The sequence below is a fragment of the Arcanobacterium phocisimile genome (assembly GCF_016904675.1).
In the GTDB taxonomy this organism is placed as follows: domain Bacteria; phylum Actinomycetota; class Actinomycetes; order Actinomycetales; family Actinomycetaceae; genus Arcanobacterium; species Arcanobacterium phocisimile.
In genome coordinates this window covers 983,782-1,000,467 of record NZ_CP070228.1, presented here as the reverse complement: position 1 = coordinate 1,000,467, position 16,686 = coordinate 983,782, and the positions used below count along the sequence as shown (strand labels likewise).

At 52.9% G+C, this 16,686-nt stretch carries 15 protein-coding genes and 1 tRNA gene; 14 read left to right on the top strand and 2 right to left on the bottom strand.

Translation table 11 applies throughout. The features are described from left to right. Positions 1 to 6 precede the first annotated feature (6 nt). From JTE88_RS04450 to secG, 3 genes are all read left to right on the top strand, one after another. On the top strand, positions 7 to 1,200 hold the full coding sequence (locus JTE88_RS04450) for a phosphoglycerate kinase (protein ID WP_204422964.1): 1,194 nt from the start codon (positions 7 to 9) through the stop codon (positions 1,198 to 1,200). A 6-nt stretch (positions 1,201 to 1,206) separates the two neighbouring features. Continuing rightward, positions 1,207 to 1,986, top strand: coding sequence for a triose-phosphate isomerase (gene tpiA, locus JTE88_RS04445; RefSeq protein ID WP_204422962.1), 780 nt, complete (start codon positions 1,207 to 1,209; stop codon positions 1,984 to 1,986). A 123-nt stretch (positions 1,987 to 2,109) separates the two neighbouring features. Continuing rightward, entirely contained in the window at positions 2,110 to 2,355 is a 246-nt protein-coding gene (gene secG / locus JTE88_RS04440) for a preprotein translocase subunit SecG (RefSeq protein WP_091281421.1), read from the top strand. A 167-nt stretch (positions 2,356 to 2,522) separates the two neighbouring features. Here secG and tkt read toward each other — a convergent pair whose 3' ends face one another. Beyond that, positions 2,523 to 4,619, bottom strand: a complete 2,097-nt coding sequence (gene tkt / locus JTE88_RS04435; RefSeq protein ID WP_204422961.1) for a transketolase — start codon at positions 4,617 to 4,619, stop codon at positions 2,523 to 2,525. A gap of 98 nt (positions 4,620 to 4,717) precedes the next feature. On the opposite strand from tkt, the gene xerD reads away from it, so the two are divergent. The 7 genes from xerD to der are packed head-to-tail and all read left to right on the top strand — an operon-like array spanning position 4,718 to position 10,871. Beyond that, on the top strand, positions 4,718 to 5,650 hold the full coding sequence (gene xerD, locus JTE88_RS04430) for a site-specific tyrosine recombinase XerD (RefSeq protein WP_204422960.1): 933 nt from the start codon (positions 4,718 to 4,720) through the stop codon (positions 5,648 to 5,650). Between the two features lie 20 nt (positions 5,651 to 5,670). Continuing rightward, the gene (locus JTE88_RS04425) at positions 5,671 to 6,525 is read left to right on the top strand and encodes a ParA family protein (RefSeq protein ID WP_204425663.1); all 855 of its coding nucleotides are present in this window, start codon (positions 5,671 to 5,673) and stop codon (positions 6,523 to 6,525) included. A 9-nt stretch (positions 6,526 to 6,534) separates the two neighbouring features. Further along, the gene (locus JTE88_RS04420) at positions 6,535 to 7,353 is read left to right on the top strand and encodes a segregation and condensation protein A (RefSeq protein WP_204425661.1); all 819 of its coding nucleotides are present in this window, start codon (positions 6,535 to 6,537) and stop codon (positions 7,351 to 7,353) included. Next, entirely contained in the window at positions 7,346 to 7,909 is a 564-nt protein-coding gene (gene scpB, locus JTE88_RS04415; RefSeq protein ID WP_204425659.1) for an SMC-Scp complex subunit ScpB, read from the top strand. The genes JTE88_RS04420 and scpB overlap by 8 nt, the downstream gene beginning before the upstream one ends. Continuing rightward, on the top strand, positions 7,906 to 8,661 hold the full coding sequence (locus JTE88_RS04410) for a pseudouridine synthase (protein ID WP_204425657.1): 756 nt from the start codon (positions 7,906 to 7,908) through the stop codon (positions 8,659 to 8,661). The genes scpB and JTE88_RS04410 overlap by 4 nt, the downstream gene beginning before the upstream one ends. Beyond that, a complete protein-coding gene (gene cmk / locus JTE88_RS04405) occupies positions 8,662 to 9,360 on the top strand; it encodes a (d)CMP kinase (RefSeq protein ID WP_204425655.1) in 699 nt (232 codons plus the stop codon). Continuing rightward, a complete protein-coding gene (der, locus tag JTE88_RS04400; protein ID WP_204425653.1) occupies positions 9,357 to 10,871 on the top strand; it encodes a ribosome biogenesis GTPase Der in 1,515 nt (504 codons plus the stop codon). The genes cmk and der overlap by 4 nt, the downstream gene beginning before the upstream one ends. A 1,068-nt stretch (positions 10,872 to 11,939) precedes the next feature. Here the strand turns inward: der and JTE88_RS04390 are convergent. Beyond that, positions 11,940 to 12,013: transfer RNA gene (locus tag JTE88_RS04390), tRNA-Pro, on the bottom strand. Between the two features lie 129 nt (positions 12,014 to 12,142). On the opposite strand from JTE88_RS04390, the gene pepN reads away from it, so the two are divergent. The 4 genes from pepN to JTE88_RS04370 all read left to right on the top strand — a co-directional run bounded on the left by pepN (position 12,143) and on the right by JTE88_RS04370 (position 16,635). After that, positions 12,143 to 14,674 (top strand): aminopeptidase N, encoded by a 2,532-nt coding sequence (gene pepN, locus JTE88_RS04385; RefSeq protein ID WP_204425651.1) that lies wholly within the window; start codon positions 12,143 to 12,145, stop codon positions 14,672 to 14,674. Between the two features lie 78 nt (positions 14,675 to 14,752). Further along, on the top strand, positions 14,753 to 15,205 hold the full coding sequence (locus tag JTE88_RS04380; RefSeq protein WP_204425649.1) for an FHA domain-containing protein: 453 nt from the start codon (positions 14,753 to 14,755) through the stop codon (positions 15,203 to 15,205). Further along, positions 15,202 to 15,945, top strand: a complete 744-nt coding sequence (gene ftsR / locus JTE88_RS04375) for a transcriptional regulator FtsR (protein WP_204425647.1) — start codon at positions 15,202 to 15,204, stop codon at positions 15,943 to 15,945. Before JTE88_RS04380 ends, ftsR begins: the two co-directional genes overlap by 4 nt. Positions 15,946 to 16,119: 174 nt before the next feature. Further along, complete coding sequence (locus tag JTE88_RS04370) at positions 16,120 to 16,635, top strand: MerR family transcriptional regulator (protein ID WP_204425756.1); 516 nt, start codon at positions 16,120 to 16,122, stop codon at positions 16,633 to 16,635. Positions 16,636 to 16,686: the final 51 nt, after the last annotated feature.

Here is a 16,686-nt window from a genome sequence, read left to right as displayed (position 1 = left end):
ACACTAATGAGAACTATTGACACGCTCGGCGATCTCGCCGGCAAGAAAGTTTTTGTACGATCGGATTTTAATGTTCCGCTCGATGCTGACAAGAACATTACCGACGATGGCCGTATCCAGGCTGCACTTCCTACCATTAAGCGCCTCGTTGAAGCTGGTGCACGCGTGATTGTTGCAGCACACTTGGGCCGTCCAAAGGGTCAAGTTAACCCTGACTTCTCCTTGGCTCCAGTAGCAAAGCGCCTCGGCGAACTGCTCGGCAAGGATGTCGTGCTGGCATCTGACACCGTTGGTGAAGGTGCACAGGCTGCCACCGCTGATATGAACGATGGCGACGTCGTCCTTCTTGAGAACGTCCGTTTCGATGCCCGTGAAACCTCTAAGGTTGACGCCGAGCGCGAAGAGCTCGCTGCTGAATACGCAAAGCTCGCTGACGCATTCGTCTCCGATGGTTTCGGCGTCGTTCACCGCAAGCAGGCATCGGTTTACGATGTTGCTCAGGTTCTTCCTTCAGCTGCCGGTGAGCTCGTCTTCAAGGAAATCGCTTCACTTTCCAAGGCAACTGCTGAGCCAGAGCGCCCATACACCGTTATCCTCGGTGGCGCTAAGGTTTCGGACAAGCTCGGTGTTATCGCAAACCTTTTGGAGAAGGCAGATCGCCTGATCATTGGTGGCGGTATGGCATACACCTTCCTCAAGGCTAAGGGCTACGAAGTTGGTACCTCGCTTCTTGAAGAAGATCAGGTTGAGACTGCTAAGTCCTTCATTGATAAGGCAGCTGAGAAGGGCATCGAGTTCCTTTTGCCAATCGATACCGTCGTTGCCCCAGAGTTCAAGGCTGACGCTCCGGCAGAAGTTGTTGAAGCTAGCGCAATTCCAGCCAACAAGATGGGACTCGACATCGGTCCTAAGACCGTCGAGCTCTTCGCCAACGCAATTGCTTCGTCGAAGACTGTTGCTTGGAACGGCCCAATGGGCGTTTTCGAGTTCGAAGCATTCGCAAACGGCACTAAGGCTGTTGCTTCTGCTTTAGAATTAGCAGACGGCTTCACCATCGTTGGTGGCGGCGATTCCGCTGCTGCTGTTCGAATCCTCGGATTCGACGAAACAAAGTTTAACCATATTTCCACCGGCGGTGGCGCTTCCCTCGAATACCTCGAGGGCAAGGAGCTCCCTGGTATCGCAGTTTTGGAGGACTGATTACACATGGCACGTACACCAATTATGGCTGGTAACTGGAAGATGAACCTCGATCATCTCGAAGCTACCGCACTCGTACAGAAGCTCGGCTGGACTCTCAATGACCTCAAGCATGATTTCGATGCTGTTGAGTGTGTTGTTGTTCCACCATTCACCGATATCCGCTCTGTACAGACTCTTGTTGACGCTGAAGAGTTCAAGATCACCTACGGCGCACAGGATGTTTCCATCAACGACGAAGGTGCATTCACCGGCGAAATCTCCACCACCATGCTCGATAAGCTTGGCGTGAGCTACGTCGTCGTTGGCCACTCTGAGCGTCGTGAGTACCACGGTGAAACCAACGAGTTGATCGGCAAGAAGGCCAAGAAGGTCCTCGACGCTGGCATGACCCCAATCGTCTGCTGCGGCGAGGCTCTTGAGATCCGTAAGGAAGGCACTCACGTGTCTTACGTTCTCGGCCAGATCGAAGCAATGTTCGCTAACCTTACCGCTGCTGAAGTAGCTAAGCTCGTTATCGCTTACGAACCAATCTGGGCTATCGGCACCGGTGAGGTTGCAACTCCAGCTGACGCACAGGAAGTTTGCGGCGCTATTCGCGGCAAGATTGCTGAAATGTTCGATGCTCCAACCGCTGAAGCAGTACGCATTCAGTACGGTGGCTCGGTCAAGTCCTCCAACGTTGTTGAGATCATGGCACAGCCAGATGTTGACGGAGCTCTTGTTGGCGGCGCATCCCTCAAGGCAGAAGAATTCGCTAAGATCGTCACCTTTCAGCAGGCCTGATTAGTCGAGAGTGACGTTTTCGACATCCTTTCGTGACGAATTGCGCGGGTAAGAGCTTTCCTCTTGCCCGCGCAATCTTGTATGCTTTACCTAGTACTTATATCGTTAGAAAGAGTTCATATCGTGGCGATTCTCGAAATCATTATCACCGTCCTCCTAGTTATCTCTAGCTTGCTCCTTATCGGCAGCATCTTGTTGCACAAAGGCCGAGGCGGCGGTATCTCAGATATGTTCGGTGGCGGCATCTCAACTGCTATGCGTTCTTCTGGTGTCGCAGAGAAGAACCTCAACCGTATTACGGTTATTGTGGCACTCGTGTGGATCACTTGCGTTATTCTCCTTGGTCTGATCACAAAGGTGAATTTCTAAAACTGACTTACCACAGTTGTGGGGTGAGAATGGTTTGTCATTCTCACCCCACAACTATTTATAAGCCACATACTTACCGCGCTATCACACAACGCGCCGCATACTACAAGGGGAGAGGACACGTTCGTCCTCTCCCCGAATCAGTTCTTAGCTATAACTAGTAGCTCTTAGATTCGCGACAGCGACTCACGAGCAGCAGCAGCAACGTTCTCGCCGTTCATGCCGTACTCCTTGAGCAAGAAGTTACCGTTTGCCGAAGCACCATAGTGGTCGATGCCTACAGCCACGCCAGCATCTCCAATAATCGAGTGCCATCCGAAGGTCGAACCGGCTTCAACCGAAACACGAGCCTTAACGCTTGCTGGAATAACAGATTCACGGTAGTCAGCATCTTGATCGTTGAACCATTCGATACATGGCATGGAGACAACACGTGCGCCAATACCTTGCTCAGCCAGAATGGTTCGTGCCTCGAGCGCAACCGCAACTTCGGAACCGGTCGCGATCAGAACCACGTCGAGCTTTTCGACGTCAGCCAAAACGTATCCGCCACGAAGAACGCCAGCAGCGCTTGCCAGGGTACCACCGTGAGCTTCGCCCTCACCGCGTTCGAAGACTGGCAGGTTCTGGCGCGAAAGAATCAAACCAGCTGGGTTCGAATCGCGCTCCAAGATTCCACGCCAGGCGTAGACGGTTTCATTCGCGTCTGCTGGGCGAACCATATCGAACTCCGGAATAGCGCGGTAAGACCACAAGTGTTCGATCGGTTGGTGGGTTGGACCGTCTTCACCAACACCAACAGAGTCGTGGGTCCAGACGAAGATCGACGGCACATGCATCAATGCTGCTAAACGAACAGCCGGGCGCATGTAGTCAGAGAACACGAAGAAGGTTCCGCCATATGGGCGGGTTAGGCCGTGGAGCGAGATACCGTTGAGGATCGATCCCATAGCGTGCTCGCGGATACCGAAGTGAAGCGTACGTCCGTATTCGTGCCCGGCAAAAGCTACCGAGGATCGGCCCTGTGGCAAGAACGATGGTTCGCCGGCCATCGTCGTATTATTCGAACCGGCAAGATCGGCTGAGCCGCCCCAGAGTTCCGGAAGGACGTCCTTCAGTGCGGTAAGCACTTTTCCTGACGCGGCACGGGTAGCGATAGAGGTGCCAGCCTCGAAGGTCGGCAACTGCGTTTCCCAACCGGCAGGTAATTCGCGCTTTTGTAGGCGCTCCAATAGTGCGGCTTCATCTGGCGAGGAGGCCTGCCACTGTGCGAAGGCCGGATCCCACGTCGAGTGCGCATCAGCGGCACGCTTGCGAGCGTTCTCGCGTACGCCGTCGAGCACCTCGGCTGGCATCTGGAAGGTTTCTTCCGGATCGAGACCAAGAGCGAGTTTCAAGCCGCGGATTTCTTCCTCACCCAATGTCGAACCGTGGGATGCGCCCGTGTTCTGCTTAGTTGGGCTTGGCCAAGCGATGATGGTCGAAAGCTTAATAATTGAAGGGCGATCGGTGACCTGCTTTGCTGCTTCAATAGCAGCGTAGAGCGCATCGACGTCTTCAGCATATTCGCCCTTTTCCGCATCGCGCCATGCAACGTGCTGGGTGTGCCAACCATATGCTTCGTAACGGGCGAGGATGTCTTCACTCAAGGCGATGACGGTATCGTCTTCAATGGAGATCTGGTTGTCGTCAAAAATGACGATGAGGTTGCCAAGCTTTTGTGTGCCGGCCAAGGATGACGCCTCAGAGGTGACGCCTTCTTCGAGGTCACCTTCGCCACAGACCACGTATACGAAGTGGTCGAACGGGCTTTGGCCAGCTGGTGCCTGCGCATCGAACAAGCCGCGTTCGCGACGCGCCGCGATTGCCATACCGACAGCCGATGCTAAACCTTGACCCAGCGGGCCGGTTGTCATCTCTACACCTGGGGTCCAGCCGTATTCTGGGTGGCCTGGTGTTTGTGAGTGGTAGGTGCGCAGGGCTTTAAGATCGTCGAGTTCTAGGCCGTATCCGGAATAGAACAGCTGGGTGTAGAGAGTGAGCGAGGAGTGCCCGATGGAAAGCACGAACCGGTCGCGGCCCAGCCATTGCGGATCAGCTGGATCATGTCGCATGACTTTGTGGAACAGTAGGTAAGCGGCTGGGGCGAGGGAAATCGCTGTTCCGGGGTGCCCATTGCCTGCTTTTTGCACAGCGTCAGCAGCAAGCACACGACCGTATCGCACTGCCTGCTCATCTAAGTCTGTCCATGTAAGTGACGTCATCTGACTCATCTTTCTTCAGTGAATTAGTATTCAGTTATAAGAATATCTGTTTTCCGGTGTATGAGCGCATCATAAAGGCACGAATTTTGGAGGGATATATGACGTTTAGCAACCAGTTCCAGCGTGCAGCCGACGATTATTTAGCGCATTTAACAGTAGAACGGTCGCTATCGGACAATACTATTGCTGCTTACCGGCGCGACCTGACTCATTATCGCGAGCATCTAGAGCGTCGTGAAGTTTTAGATTTAGCATCGATCAGCGCGGAAGATAGCGCGTCTTTCGTGGATTATTTACGTGACGGTTCAACCGGAAAATCGATGGCGACGACGTCGGTAGCTCGCATGGTCACCGCGATGCGTCGCTTCCATGAGTTCCTCGTTGCAGAAGGGGTGACGCCAAACGATCCTAGCCACGATGTGCACCCACCGAAAATAGGCATGCGTTTGCCGAAAGCTATCCCGGTTTCGCAGATGCAACTCCTGCTCGATACGGCGGGTAAAGGGGAGGGCCCGATTGCCTTGCGCGATCTTGCACTCCTCGAAGTGCTTTATGGCACCGGCGCGCGTATTTCCGAAGCCGTAGGCTTAACCGCAGACGATATCGATTTCGATTCGGCCTCGATTCGGCTCTTCGGTAAGGGCCGCAAAGAACGCGTCTTGCCGCTGGGCCGTTACGCTCTTGAAGCTCTCGAAGCCTATCGGGTTCGTGGCCGTCCCTCGTTGCTGGCGCGTAGCGCGAAACCGTCGTCGTCGTTATTCCTCAACAAACGTGGAAATCCGCTGTCGCGGCAAAGCGCGTGGGGGATAATCCAAAGCATTGCCGACGAAGCGAATATCGCTCATATTTCGCCACATACGTTCCGACACTCATTTGCTACACATTTGCTCCAAGGCGGGGCAGATGTGCGTGTTGTTCAAGAAATGTTGGGGCATTCCTCGGTCACAACCACCCAGATTTACACGATGGTGACGCGCGAAACACTCAAAGAAGTTTATGCAACTGCCCATCCACGTGCGTGGCACGACTAAATATCCGGTAGATTAGTAGTGTGACTGCACAACAACCATCTTTGATTAATATCGGTTCGGAACAGGATTTCCCTCTTCCGTCAGAACTTCACGCCCATGGGCCAGCAAGAATCATTGCTATGTGTAACCAGAAGGGCGGTGTTGGTAAAACAACGACGTCAATTAACCTTGCCGCCGCACTCGCTGAGTACGGTCGGAAAGTTCTCATCGTCGATTTCGATCCGCAAGGCGCTGCTTCGGCAGGTCTGGGTGTTAATGCGATGGCGCTCGATCGCACGATCTACGACGAAATGGTGTCCACGAAACCGGACGTCACTCAGATTATTCATTCTACGTCGGTACCAAATCTGGATATCGTCCCGGCAAACATTGAGCTGTCAGCGGCCGAAATTCAGTTGATTAACGAAGTTGCCCGCGAACAGTCGCTGATGCGCGTATTGCGCCCGGTGATGGATACGTACGATGTGATCATCGTCGATTGCCAGCCGTCGCTTGGTTTGCTGACAGTCAATGCGCTCACCGCGGCACACGGCGTGATTATCCCACTCGAGGCGGAGTATTTCGCCATGCGTGGTGTGGCGTTGTTGGTCGATCAGATCGAGCGCGTCCAGGACCGCTTGAATCCGCGTCTACAGATCGACGGCGTTTTGCTGACGATGGTCGACACTCGTACCTTGCATGCTCGTGAAGTTATTTCGTTGATCAAGGAGCGCTTCGGCGATCGCGTTTTCGATACGATGATTGGACGTACCGTGAAATTCCCTGACGCAACGGTTGCTGCTGAGCCGATTACGTCATTTGCGCCCGGTCATGCCGGAGCTAAGGCCTACATGCGTTTGGCACGCGAATTGATTTCGCGCGGCGGTAGTGCCTAGTAGTTAGCGATGAGCGCCCCAGAGGATCTTTTTTCAAACGGGTCGAGTTTCGCCGTTAATCTCGACGTTTTCTCTGGCCCGTTTGAAGTTCTCTTATCGCTTATTTCTAAGCATCAACTCGACGTCACCGAAGTGGCTATTGCCCAGGTAACGGACGAGTTCATTGCGTTTATTCGTTCGCAAGATGATGCGGCGCTCGAACAGATGAGTGAGTTCGTGGTTGTTGCCGCCACACTTCTCGATATTAAGGCCGCCCGGCTGTTGCCGCGCGAGGCTGACGACGACGATGAATTGCTTGCGATCTTTGAAGCCCGCGATATTTTGTTTGCCAAGCTTTTGCAGTATCGCGCCTTTAAGAAGGTGGCGGTGGAGTTATCGCAGCGCATGAGTATGCAGTCGTTGAGTTATGCGCGCGATGTTCCGTTGGCGGAGGAGTTTCGCCAGATTCTTCCCGAGGTTCACCTGAACTTAGGTGCGGTTGATTTAGCGATTTTGGCGGCTTCGGCGTTGTTCCGCCGGCCCGATACGGTCACGATCGATCATATTCATGACCCGCTGGTTCCGGTTGATTCTCAGATCGCGTTGATGCGCGAACGTCTTATTATTGGTGACCGTCAGTCGTTCTCGCAGCTGTGTGCTGATGCGCGTAACGTACCAACGGTGGTTTCGCGTTTTTTGGCGGTTTTAGAGATGCTGCGTAATGGCGAGATTGAGATTGAGCAGGACGGCCCGTTGCAGCCGCTGGTCATCATTCGCATTTCGGAACTTAATGCGGTAGCGTGGGAGTCTAACGATCGCAGGGATGCAGAACGGAGAGATTATGAGTGACGAGAGTTTTCGTCGTGGTGCCCTTGAGGCCATTTTAATGGTGGTGTCTGAACCAGTTAGTTCTACTGCACTAGCCCAGGTTTTGGATTCTTCACCAGCAGAGATTAATCAGCTCTTAGAAACTATGGCATCTGACTATATGCATTCCGATCCACCGCGTGGTTTCCAGCTACGCAATATTGGTGGCGGATGGCGTTTTTATTCTGATCCGCGGTATGCCGATGTGGTTAGTGCGTTTGTTACTTCTGGCCAGTCTGGAAAGCTGTCGGTTCAGGCCTTAGAAACTCTTGCTGTGATTGCTTATCGTCAACCAGTTACTCGCGCTCAAATAGCTGCGATTCGCGGGGTTGATGTGGATTCTGTGGTGCGCACGTTGCAAACCCGGGGTCTGGTTCAACCGACAGGTACAACGGCTGATACGGGAGCTGTGTTGTATGAAACTACCAATCTGTTTTTAGAAAAAATGGGCATGAATTCCTTAGCGGATCTTGCTCCGCTGGCACCGTATTTGCCAGACGATGAAGAATTTAATGAAGTTGTAAAGGAGATGGCATGAGCCGCAAATCCCAGGATCTGTATGATCCAGAAGGTGAACGCCTACAAAAAGTACTCGCGCACGCAGGTGTTGCCTCGCGACGTGCTGCTGAAGATATGATTCAGGCTGGTCGGGTGAGTGTTGATGGGACGATTGTTCGTCAGCTGGGCATTCGCGTCGATCCGAAGTCTGCTGTTATTCACGTTGATGGTAATCGTGTCCAGCTCGATCAAGAGCTGATTACGGTTGCTCTCTACAAGCCACCGGGGGTTGTCTCGACGATGTCGGACGATCAGGGCCGTAAGACGTTGTCGGATTTCGTTGAGGATTATCCGCAGCGTTTAGTTCACGTTGGCCGTCTCGACGTCGATACTGAGGGTCTGATTTTGTTGTCGAACGACGGCGAACTCGTCCATCGTTTAACCCACCCGTCTTACGAGGTTCCTAAGACGTACATTGCTCGTGTTGAGGGCTCGGTCAGCCGTGGTTTGCAGAAGGTGATGGAGAAGGGTATTACGCTCGAGGATGGTCCAGTTAAGGCTGATCGTTTCATTGTGCGTGAGGTTGCCCGTAAGAATTCGATTATTGAGATCACGTTGCATTCTGGCCGTAACCGTATTGTGCGACGCATGATGGATGAGGTTGGCCATCCGGTGATGGAGCTTGTTCGTATGCAGTTCGGCAATATTGTTGCTGGCCATTTGAAGCCGGGGCAGGTTCGCCAGATTGCCGGTTCGGAGCTGGGTGCTTTGATGTCGATGGTGGGGATGTAAATGACTGGTTTACGTATTGCTATTGATGGTCCTTCGGGGTCTGGTAAGTCCACGGTTGCTCGCCGAGTTGCTCAAGAGTTAGGTCTTGGCTATCTGGATACTGGCGCAATGTATCGGGCTGCGACGTGGTGGGCGTTGCATACGAATGTTGATCTTGACGATCAGGATGCGGTTGAGGAAAGCGCAAAGCAGATGCCGTTAGAGGTTGTCCTTGATCCGCAGGCCCAGCGTTTTGTGTGCGACGGTGTTGATATCACTGCCGATATTCGTACCTCTGAACTGTCGAAAGTTGTTTCGAAGGTTGCGGTTAATATTCCGGTTCGTCACGAGATGCTTCGTCGTCAACGGGCGATTATCGAGTCTCAGGATGCTCTGGATTCGTATTCGAACGGGCGCGGTATTGTTGCCGAGGGTCGCGATATTACAACGGTTGTTGCGCCTGATGCTGATGTTCGGGTTTTGTTGACGGCCTCGGAGGAGGCTCGTTTGGCGCGCCGGGCGTTGGAGGTTCGGGGGAGTGCTGATGCTGACGCGTTAGCACAGACTCGTGATGAAGTTATTCGCCGTGATCGCGATGATTCGACAGTTTCGGAGTTTATGACTGCGCAAGATGGTGTTACCACGATTGATTCGTCGAATCTTTCGATTGACGAGGTCGTTGGGGCAATTATTCAGCTAGTGAAAGAGGTCCGCGCATGAGCGACGAGTACGTATTTGATGACGACTTCGACATCAACGCAACCTTCACTCCGATTGAGGAGGACGACGTCGAAGAGGCTCAGCAAGCCGACGTGATGCGTTCGTTCCTGGACGAGTATGATCTCGACGACGAAGACCAAGCACTGCTCGATGGCGAGATCGAATTCGCTCCTGTTACCCAGCAGTGGGGAAAGCCAGTTTTGGCGATCTTGGGCCGTCCTAACGTTGGTAAGTCGACGTTGGTGAACCGTATCGTCGGTAAGCGAGTAGCTGTTGTTCAAGACACCCCTGGCGTCACTCGTGATCGCGTCAAGTACGACGCTGAGTGGGCCGGTGTTGATTTCACGATTATGGATACTGGTGGTTGGGAAGCAGCCGTTGAAGGTATCGATAAGTCAGTTTCTGAATCTTCAGAGATGGCGATCAATGAAGCTGACGTTGTCATGCTTGTGGTCGATGCTTCGGTGGGTGCTACCGATACTGACGAACGCATGGTTCACCTTCTTCGTCGTAGTGGTAAACCGGTGATTCTTGCCGCGAACAAGGTTGATTCCCCACAGGGTGAATCTGACGCAGCCGCATTATGGAATTTGGGGTTGGGCGAACCGCACCCGATTTCTGCGTTGCATGGACGCGGTACTGGAGATTTACTCCATGCTGCTGTCAAAATGCTTCCTGAAGTCTCTGAAGTGGCACTTGCTCGCCCGGATCAAGGTCCGCGCCGAATTGCGCTAGTTGGCCGCCCGAACGTCGGTAAGTCGTCGTTGTTGAACAAGCTCGCTGGTAGTGAGCGTGTGGTGGTCAATGAGCTTGCTGGTACAACCCGCGACCCAGTCGACGAAATCATCGAGCTTGATGGGCAACTGTGGACGTTCGTCGATACCGCCGGTGTTCGCCGTCGTGTGCATTTGACGAAGGGCGCCGACTATTATGCGACTCTTCGTACTCAATCGGCGATCGAGAAGGCTGAGCTTGGCTTGGTTCTCATGGATGCGTCGGAGCCGATGGCAGAACAAGATATTCGCGTTGTCCAGCAGGTTATCGATGCTGGCCGTGCCGTCGTCGTCGTGATGAACAAGTGGGATATGGTCGACGAAGAGCGCCGCTTGGAAATCGATCGTGAATTCGAACGTGAACTTGTCCAGATTCAGTGGGCGGAGCGTGTGAATCTTTCGGCGCTCACCGGCTGGCATACCAACAGGTTGACGCGTGCGATGAATACCGCGCTTGAGTCGTGGGATACGCGTATTCCGACTGGTAAGTTGAACGCGTTTTTGGGGGAGCTGCAGGCAGCGAATCCACATCCGGTGCGTTCAGGCAAGCAGCCGCGCATCTTGTTTGCGACCCAGGTCGCTAATCGTCCGCCACGCTTCGTGCTGTTTACTTCCGGCTTCTTCGATCACGGCTACCGTCGTTTTATCGAAAACCGGTTACGCCGCGAGTTCGGATTCATTGGCTCGCCGGTAGAAATATCGGTTCGTCCTCGTCAAAAGCGAGCACGAAAGAAGTAGTCTTCCTGAGCTTTTTCGCATGGGTGTCATGATGTTGTCGAATATCATGGCACCCATGTCTTTTATCTTATTGCGCGTATTATTTGAGTTTCGTTGCATATTGGTATGATTATTCTTGCGCACGTTTCGTGTCTATTCGTCGTTTTGTTTGAGTCGATGGCTGTGTATGTATGTATGTTGAGAGGATATCTAGTGATCGTTAAACCGGCGAAGTTTGGTGAGGGGCTCGGGTTAGCACGGGGGCTCGTAGTGCTAGCATGCAGCGTGCGTTACGCAAGATGAGTAACGACCCTGCCGAAGAACGCGTCTTGTCCCAAGCGAAGATACTCGTACCTGTTGGTGGGTTAGGGTGTCTTTTGATGGGTCTTGAAGTGCCCCAGGTTTTGTTCCGTTTGAGTAGATGGGAAAATCTGGATTTTATCGAAAAGACTCGATCAGGTTGCCTAGAATCGTGTGGCTTGTCTTGTGAAGGACTGGAATCTTGACAAGAGGGTCCGTCGATACAAAATGCCTGTCAGATGGTCGTACCCAAGCTGGGCGTCTCGTAGCATACCACCAACCATGTCTTGCTCACGAAACAGCGCAATCGTCCTCGCAGTAAGCGAAAGAGAAATGACAACCACTCAAGCAGCGTAACACTTCGAAATCTTCAACATAGAAGGAGAGCTTGAGACTGTAAAGTTCGGGGATAACATCCGTATGACTGCACGAGTAGAGGGTTACGAACGGAAAAACGTTCTGTTCTATTTAGCACCGGTAGAGAACATCTACAAATGAGATAGCTTATCGCCCTTGGTTACTTTCATACAGGATTCTTACCCAGCGGTTTCAGTAAATGGGGAAATAGCGCAAACTGTGACGTATATGAACGAGGTTTGCGCTATTCCCCGAATCAGTGCACATTGACGCCTCAACGATGACCCACGATAGGAAAAGTGCCCTCAACAGAAAACGTGCCCCTCGATAAAACAAGCATGGCTGGCCATTTTGGCCAGCCAGCGGCCCAAAGCCCCAAAACACAGAAAATCCCCTGACATATGCGGACATATGTCAGGGGACTTCACTATGTCGGGCTAGCGGGATTTGAACCCACGACCCCTTGACCCCCAGTCAAGTGCGCTACCAAACTGCGCTATAGCCCGGTTACTTAAAAGCAACGTATCAAGATTACAACACCAGCCCACGTCGTGCCAATTCCGGTCTCGTTTTCCCTTCGTCTCACCTGCGAGATGAATTAGGTACCAAACCTTAAGAGGTGGAACAATAGAAGTATGAATACTGAAAATCTTTCTCGTTCCGAAGCCCAGGAGCGCGCCGCTGCGCTTGAGGTTATCAGCCACTCAATCGATCTTAATGTTGCCGAAGCTCCTGCAAACGGCGAAACATTCACAGTGACATCACGGATCGAGATTGACGTACACCAAACCATCGAAACATTCGTTGACTTCATCGGCGAAGAAGCCAAGCTCGAAGTCAATGGGGTAGAGGTCGATCCGCGCTTTGACGGCGCCCGCGTCAACCTCCCAGAACTTCAACCAGGCACCCACCATCTCACCGTCCATGGAACTGGTGTCTATTCGACAACTGGCGAAGGTCTTCACCGGTTCCGCGATCCAAAAGACGGCCAAACATACCTCTATACTCAGTTTGAGCCAGCAGATGCTCGACGTGTGTTCCCGAACTTTGAACAGCCAAATCTGAAAACACAGTTCCACATCTCCATCATTGCACCAGAATCGTGGACGATCCTCTCTAACAGCGTCGAAACCCGCCGCGAATCCATCGGAGCGAACTCGCTCGGCACCGAATGCGTCCAGGTGTTCTTCGCTCCAACGAAGCGTCAATCGACCTACCTCACAACCTTCATCGCCGGCCCATACGTTGGCTTCCACGACGTCGCACAAACCGCTCAAGGCCCGATCGATCTCGGTTTCTACTGCCGTGCAACCCTCGCTCAGCATTTCGACCTCGACGACATTGCCACCGTCACCAAGCAAGGCCTGCAAACATTCCCAGAAGCTTTCGGTTGCATCTACCCGTGGGGTAAGTACGATTCAGTGTTCGTGCCAGAATACAATCTTGGCGCAATGGAAAATCCAGGCTGTGTCACGTTCTCTGAAGACCACTACATTTACCGTGGCCTTTCCACTCGCGCACAGCGCGCGGGTCGCGCCAACACGATCCTGCATGAGATGTCGCACATGTGGTTTGGCGACTACACCACTCCAGTATGGTGGGATGACCTCTGGCTTAAGGAGTCCTTCGCTGAGTTCATGGGCGCGTGGAGTTCTGCAAAAGCAACCCAGTATACCGAAGCGTGGGTTGATTTCGCCGGCGCACGATTGAATTGGGCGTTGAGCACCGATCAACTTCCAACAACACATCCGATCGTTGCCGACATCCCAGATCTGGAAGCCGCCGACCAAGCCTTCGACGGCATCACCTACGCTAAAGGCGCCGCTGTTTTGCGTCAGCTCGTTGCGTTCGTTGGTGAAGAACAGTTCTTTGCCGGCGTACGTCAGTTCTTCGCCGACCATGCCTTCGCCAACGCAACCCTGACCGATCTGCTGTCAGCTCTCGAATCCTCGTCGGGCCGTGATCTCCACGAATGGTCCCAAGAATGGCTCCACACCACCGGTGTTTCGACAATCACCGTCGAGCGTGGCGACGACGGCGTTATCCTCACCCAAACCGGCACTGACTCAGTTTCCGGAAAGCCAATTCAGCGTCCACACCGCATCCGCGTCTCCGGTTTCGTTGCTACCAATGGAACCTTGGAACGCGTCGGTTCCTACGACGTCGACATCCGCGACACCGTCACCATTCCGTGGACTGAAATCGGTGGTTCCGATGTCGATCTGATCTTGCCCAATGATGATTCGTTGTCGTACGTCAAGGTCGCCTTCGATGCAGAATCCTTAGCCGCCGCGCTTACAAACGAGGTTGCTGAACCGCTGTCCCGTTCAGTGATTTCTGGTCAGCTGTGGCAAATGACCTACGACGGACTGCTCTCACCAACACAGTACGCTGAGTTCATCGCCCGTGAGCCATTGCTTTCCTCGGCATCCTTGCTGGCACAACGCACCCGTTCTGCACAGAATGCACTATGCAGCTTCACTAAACTTGCTGAGCGCGAAGCCGCACTCAACGAGTTCTTCGACGTCGTACTGCGTGCCCGCGAACTAGCTGAAGAGGGCAGTGATCCATACACTATCTGGACGCGCACCGTCGCCACTGTTGGCGCCTATCTACCACAGCGCGATGCCGATATCGCTGACGTTCTCGAACACACCTCCGACCAAGATCTGCGTTGGTCACTTCTGACCGCACGCGCGGCAGGCAACGCGGTTTCCGTAGCTGAACTTAACGCTGAACTCGAGCGTACTGGCACTGCGTCCGACGTCGTGGCCCACCTTAGCGCAACCACATCACTACCAGGCAACCGGAAGAATACGCTCGAACGCCTGCTCAATGATAAGCTTTCCAACGATCATCTATCGGCTATGATCGACGGTTTCACTCAGTACGTACACCGTGCTGAGGCGAACGAAGCCCTACCTGATTATTTCGCACGCATCGAAAACATTTGGGCAGCGCGCAGCCAAGAACTCGCTGAGCGCCTCATTTACGGTCTGTACCCATTCTCCGATCTCGAACCTGGTACGAAGCCATCTGAGAATGCCGATGTTCGAGCCGCAACACGCTGGTTGGACGAAAACCCACAGGCCCCTGCAGCGCTGCGCAAAATCATTCTCGACCAACGCGATTTCCATCTTCGCGCTTTGCGTAACCAAATGCGATAGAAATATCGCTGAGCGAATGAATCTTAAAACCAAACTGAGCTAAGATATGTTACATAATCGTGACATAAGGAGATGACAATGGGTATCGAATCCACCACCCCAGAACAGTGGCAAGATCCAACTGCTACATCGCGTTTTTCGGCTGTTTCAGCGCCAACAGACGCCGTCGTTTCCAGTCGCGGTCTCACATCAGAAGATGTGGCAACTATTAATGCGTTGCCTGATTCTTCCGCTTTACTTATTGCACTGAACGGGCCGAACGCCGGTGCACGTTTCCTGCTCAACGCAGATAGCGTTGTTGTCGGACGGCATACGAAGGCTGATATTTTCCTCGATGACGTCACTGTGTCGCGTAAGCACGCGGTTTTTGAGCGTGGGGCAGAGGGCTTCTCGGTACGCGATCTCAATTCGCTTAACGGCACCTACCTCAATATGGAGCAGGTAGAGTCTGCGATGTTACATGACGGCGATGAAGTGCGTATTGGTAAATATCAGCTCACTTACTACGGCGCGCCGAAGGTAGCTCAATGAGAGCAGCCCAACTCACCGAAACAGTTGAATATTCGACATGGCCTCATGATATTTCGCATGAAGGCACGCTCAAGATCGGGGAGGTACTCAGTCTTTTAAGTCAGGAGTTTCCTTTTCTTGCCGCTTCGAAGATTCGCTATTTCGAGTCCCAGGAACTGATTTTCCCGCAACGTACTGCGTCTAACCAACGTATGTTCTCGCTTGCCGACGTCGAACGCTTGCGCTTCATTTTGGTTGAGCAACGCGATCGCTATGTCGCACTTCCGCAAATTAAGGAAATGCTGCGCCAGCTAGACGCAGGGGAGTCCACCGCTGATCATCCAGGGCGCATGCGTGCCGTAGCCAGTGGGGAAGTGGCCAAGCCTTCGCCGGGCACACGCCTCCATATTGATGAGCTTGCCGCGCTCGTTGGTGCTTCATATGCTGATGTTGAGCGGCTTGTTGAAGCTAAGATTTTGACTCCGGATTCGCGTGGGCGTCTCACAGCTCAGGCAGTTGACATTGTTCGCTACGTACTCATGCTTGAAGATAAGGGTATGGATATCCGGCAATTGCGTGCGATACGCCACTCAGCTCATTCGCATGCAGCGCACGTTGTGTCCTTATTAGCTGCCGAACGTGCGAAGAACTCACCGCTAGCCAAAGAACGTGTTATCGCAGAATCTGGCGAGTTAGCGACGGTTTTGACGCATCTTTATCAGGCCTTATTGGTTGAAAATATCGACGTCGAACTACGCTAACCACAAAACTTAAAGTTGAACTTGAGACACGGCGTCGCAACACGCCGAAATTACTTCAAGAATGTCGTTGGAAAAATCGCTGCGGGGTAATAACCTAGAAGTAGAAACATTCCACTAGGAGGGTCCGTGACTGACGGTACTGCACACACCGTACACCCGCAGAGAGCACAACAGATGCTTTTTGGCGATACGCTGCCAGATCTCGATACTGAAACAGGTTACCGAGGCCCAGCTGTTTGCCGCGCCATTGGCATCACTTATCGCCAACTAGACCATTGGGCACGTACCGGGGTAGTTGAGCCATCGATTCAAAACGCACTCGGCTCAGGTTCACAGCGTCTATATTCGTTCCGAGATGTTCTTGTCCTGAAGATTGTCAAGCGTCTACTTGATACCGGCGTTTCTCTCCAGCAAATCCGAGTTGCTATCACCCAGCTTGCCGAATACGGTGTTGATGATCTCGCGTCAGTAACACTTATGTCTGATGGCGCGTCAGTTTACCTGTGTACGTCAAACGATGAAGTTATCGACCTTATCAACGGTGGTCAGGGAGTCTTCGGCATTGCACTCGGTAAAGTGTGGCGTGAAGTTGAAGGATCACTCAGCGAAATTCCAACCATGCGCATTCACGACGAAGTCGTTGACGAGCTTGCCGAGCGACGCAAAGCAAAAATCGCTTCAGCACAATAAACTTTTTCAATTTTGAGGCCCACACGTAGTGGGCCTCAAAATTTTGCGCAA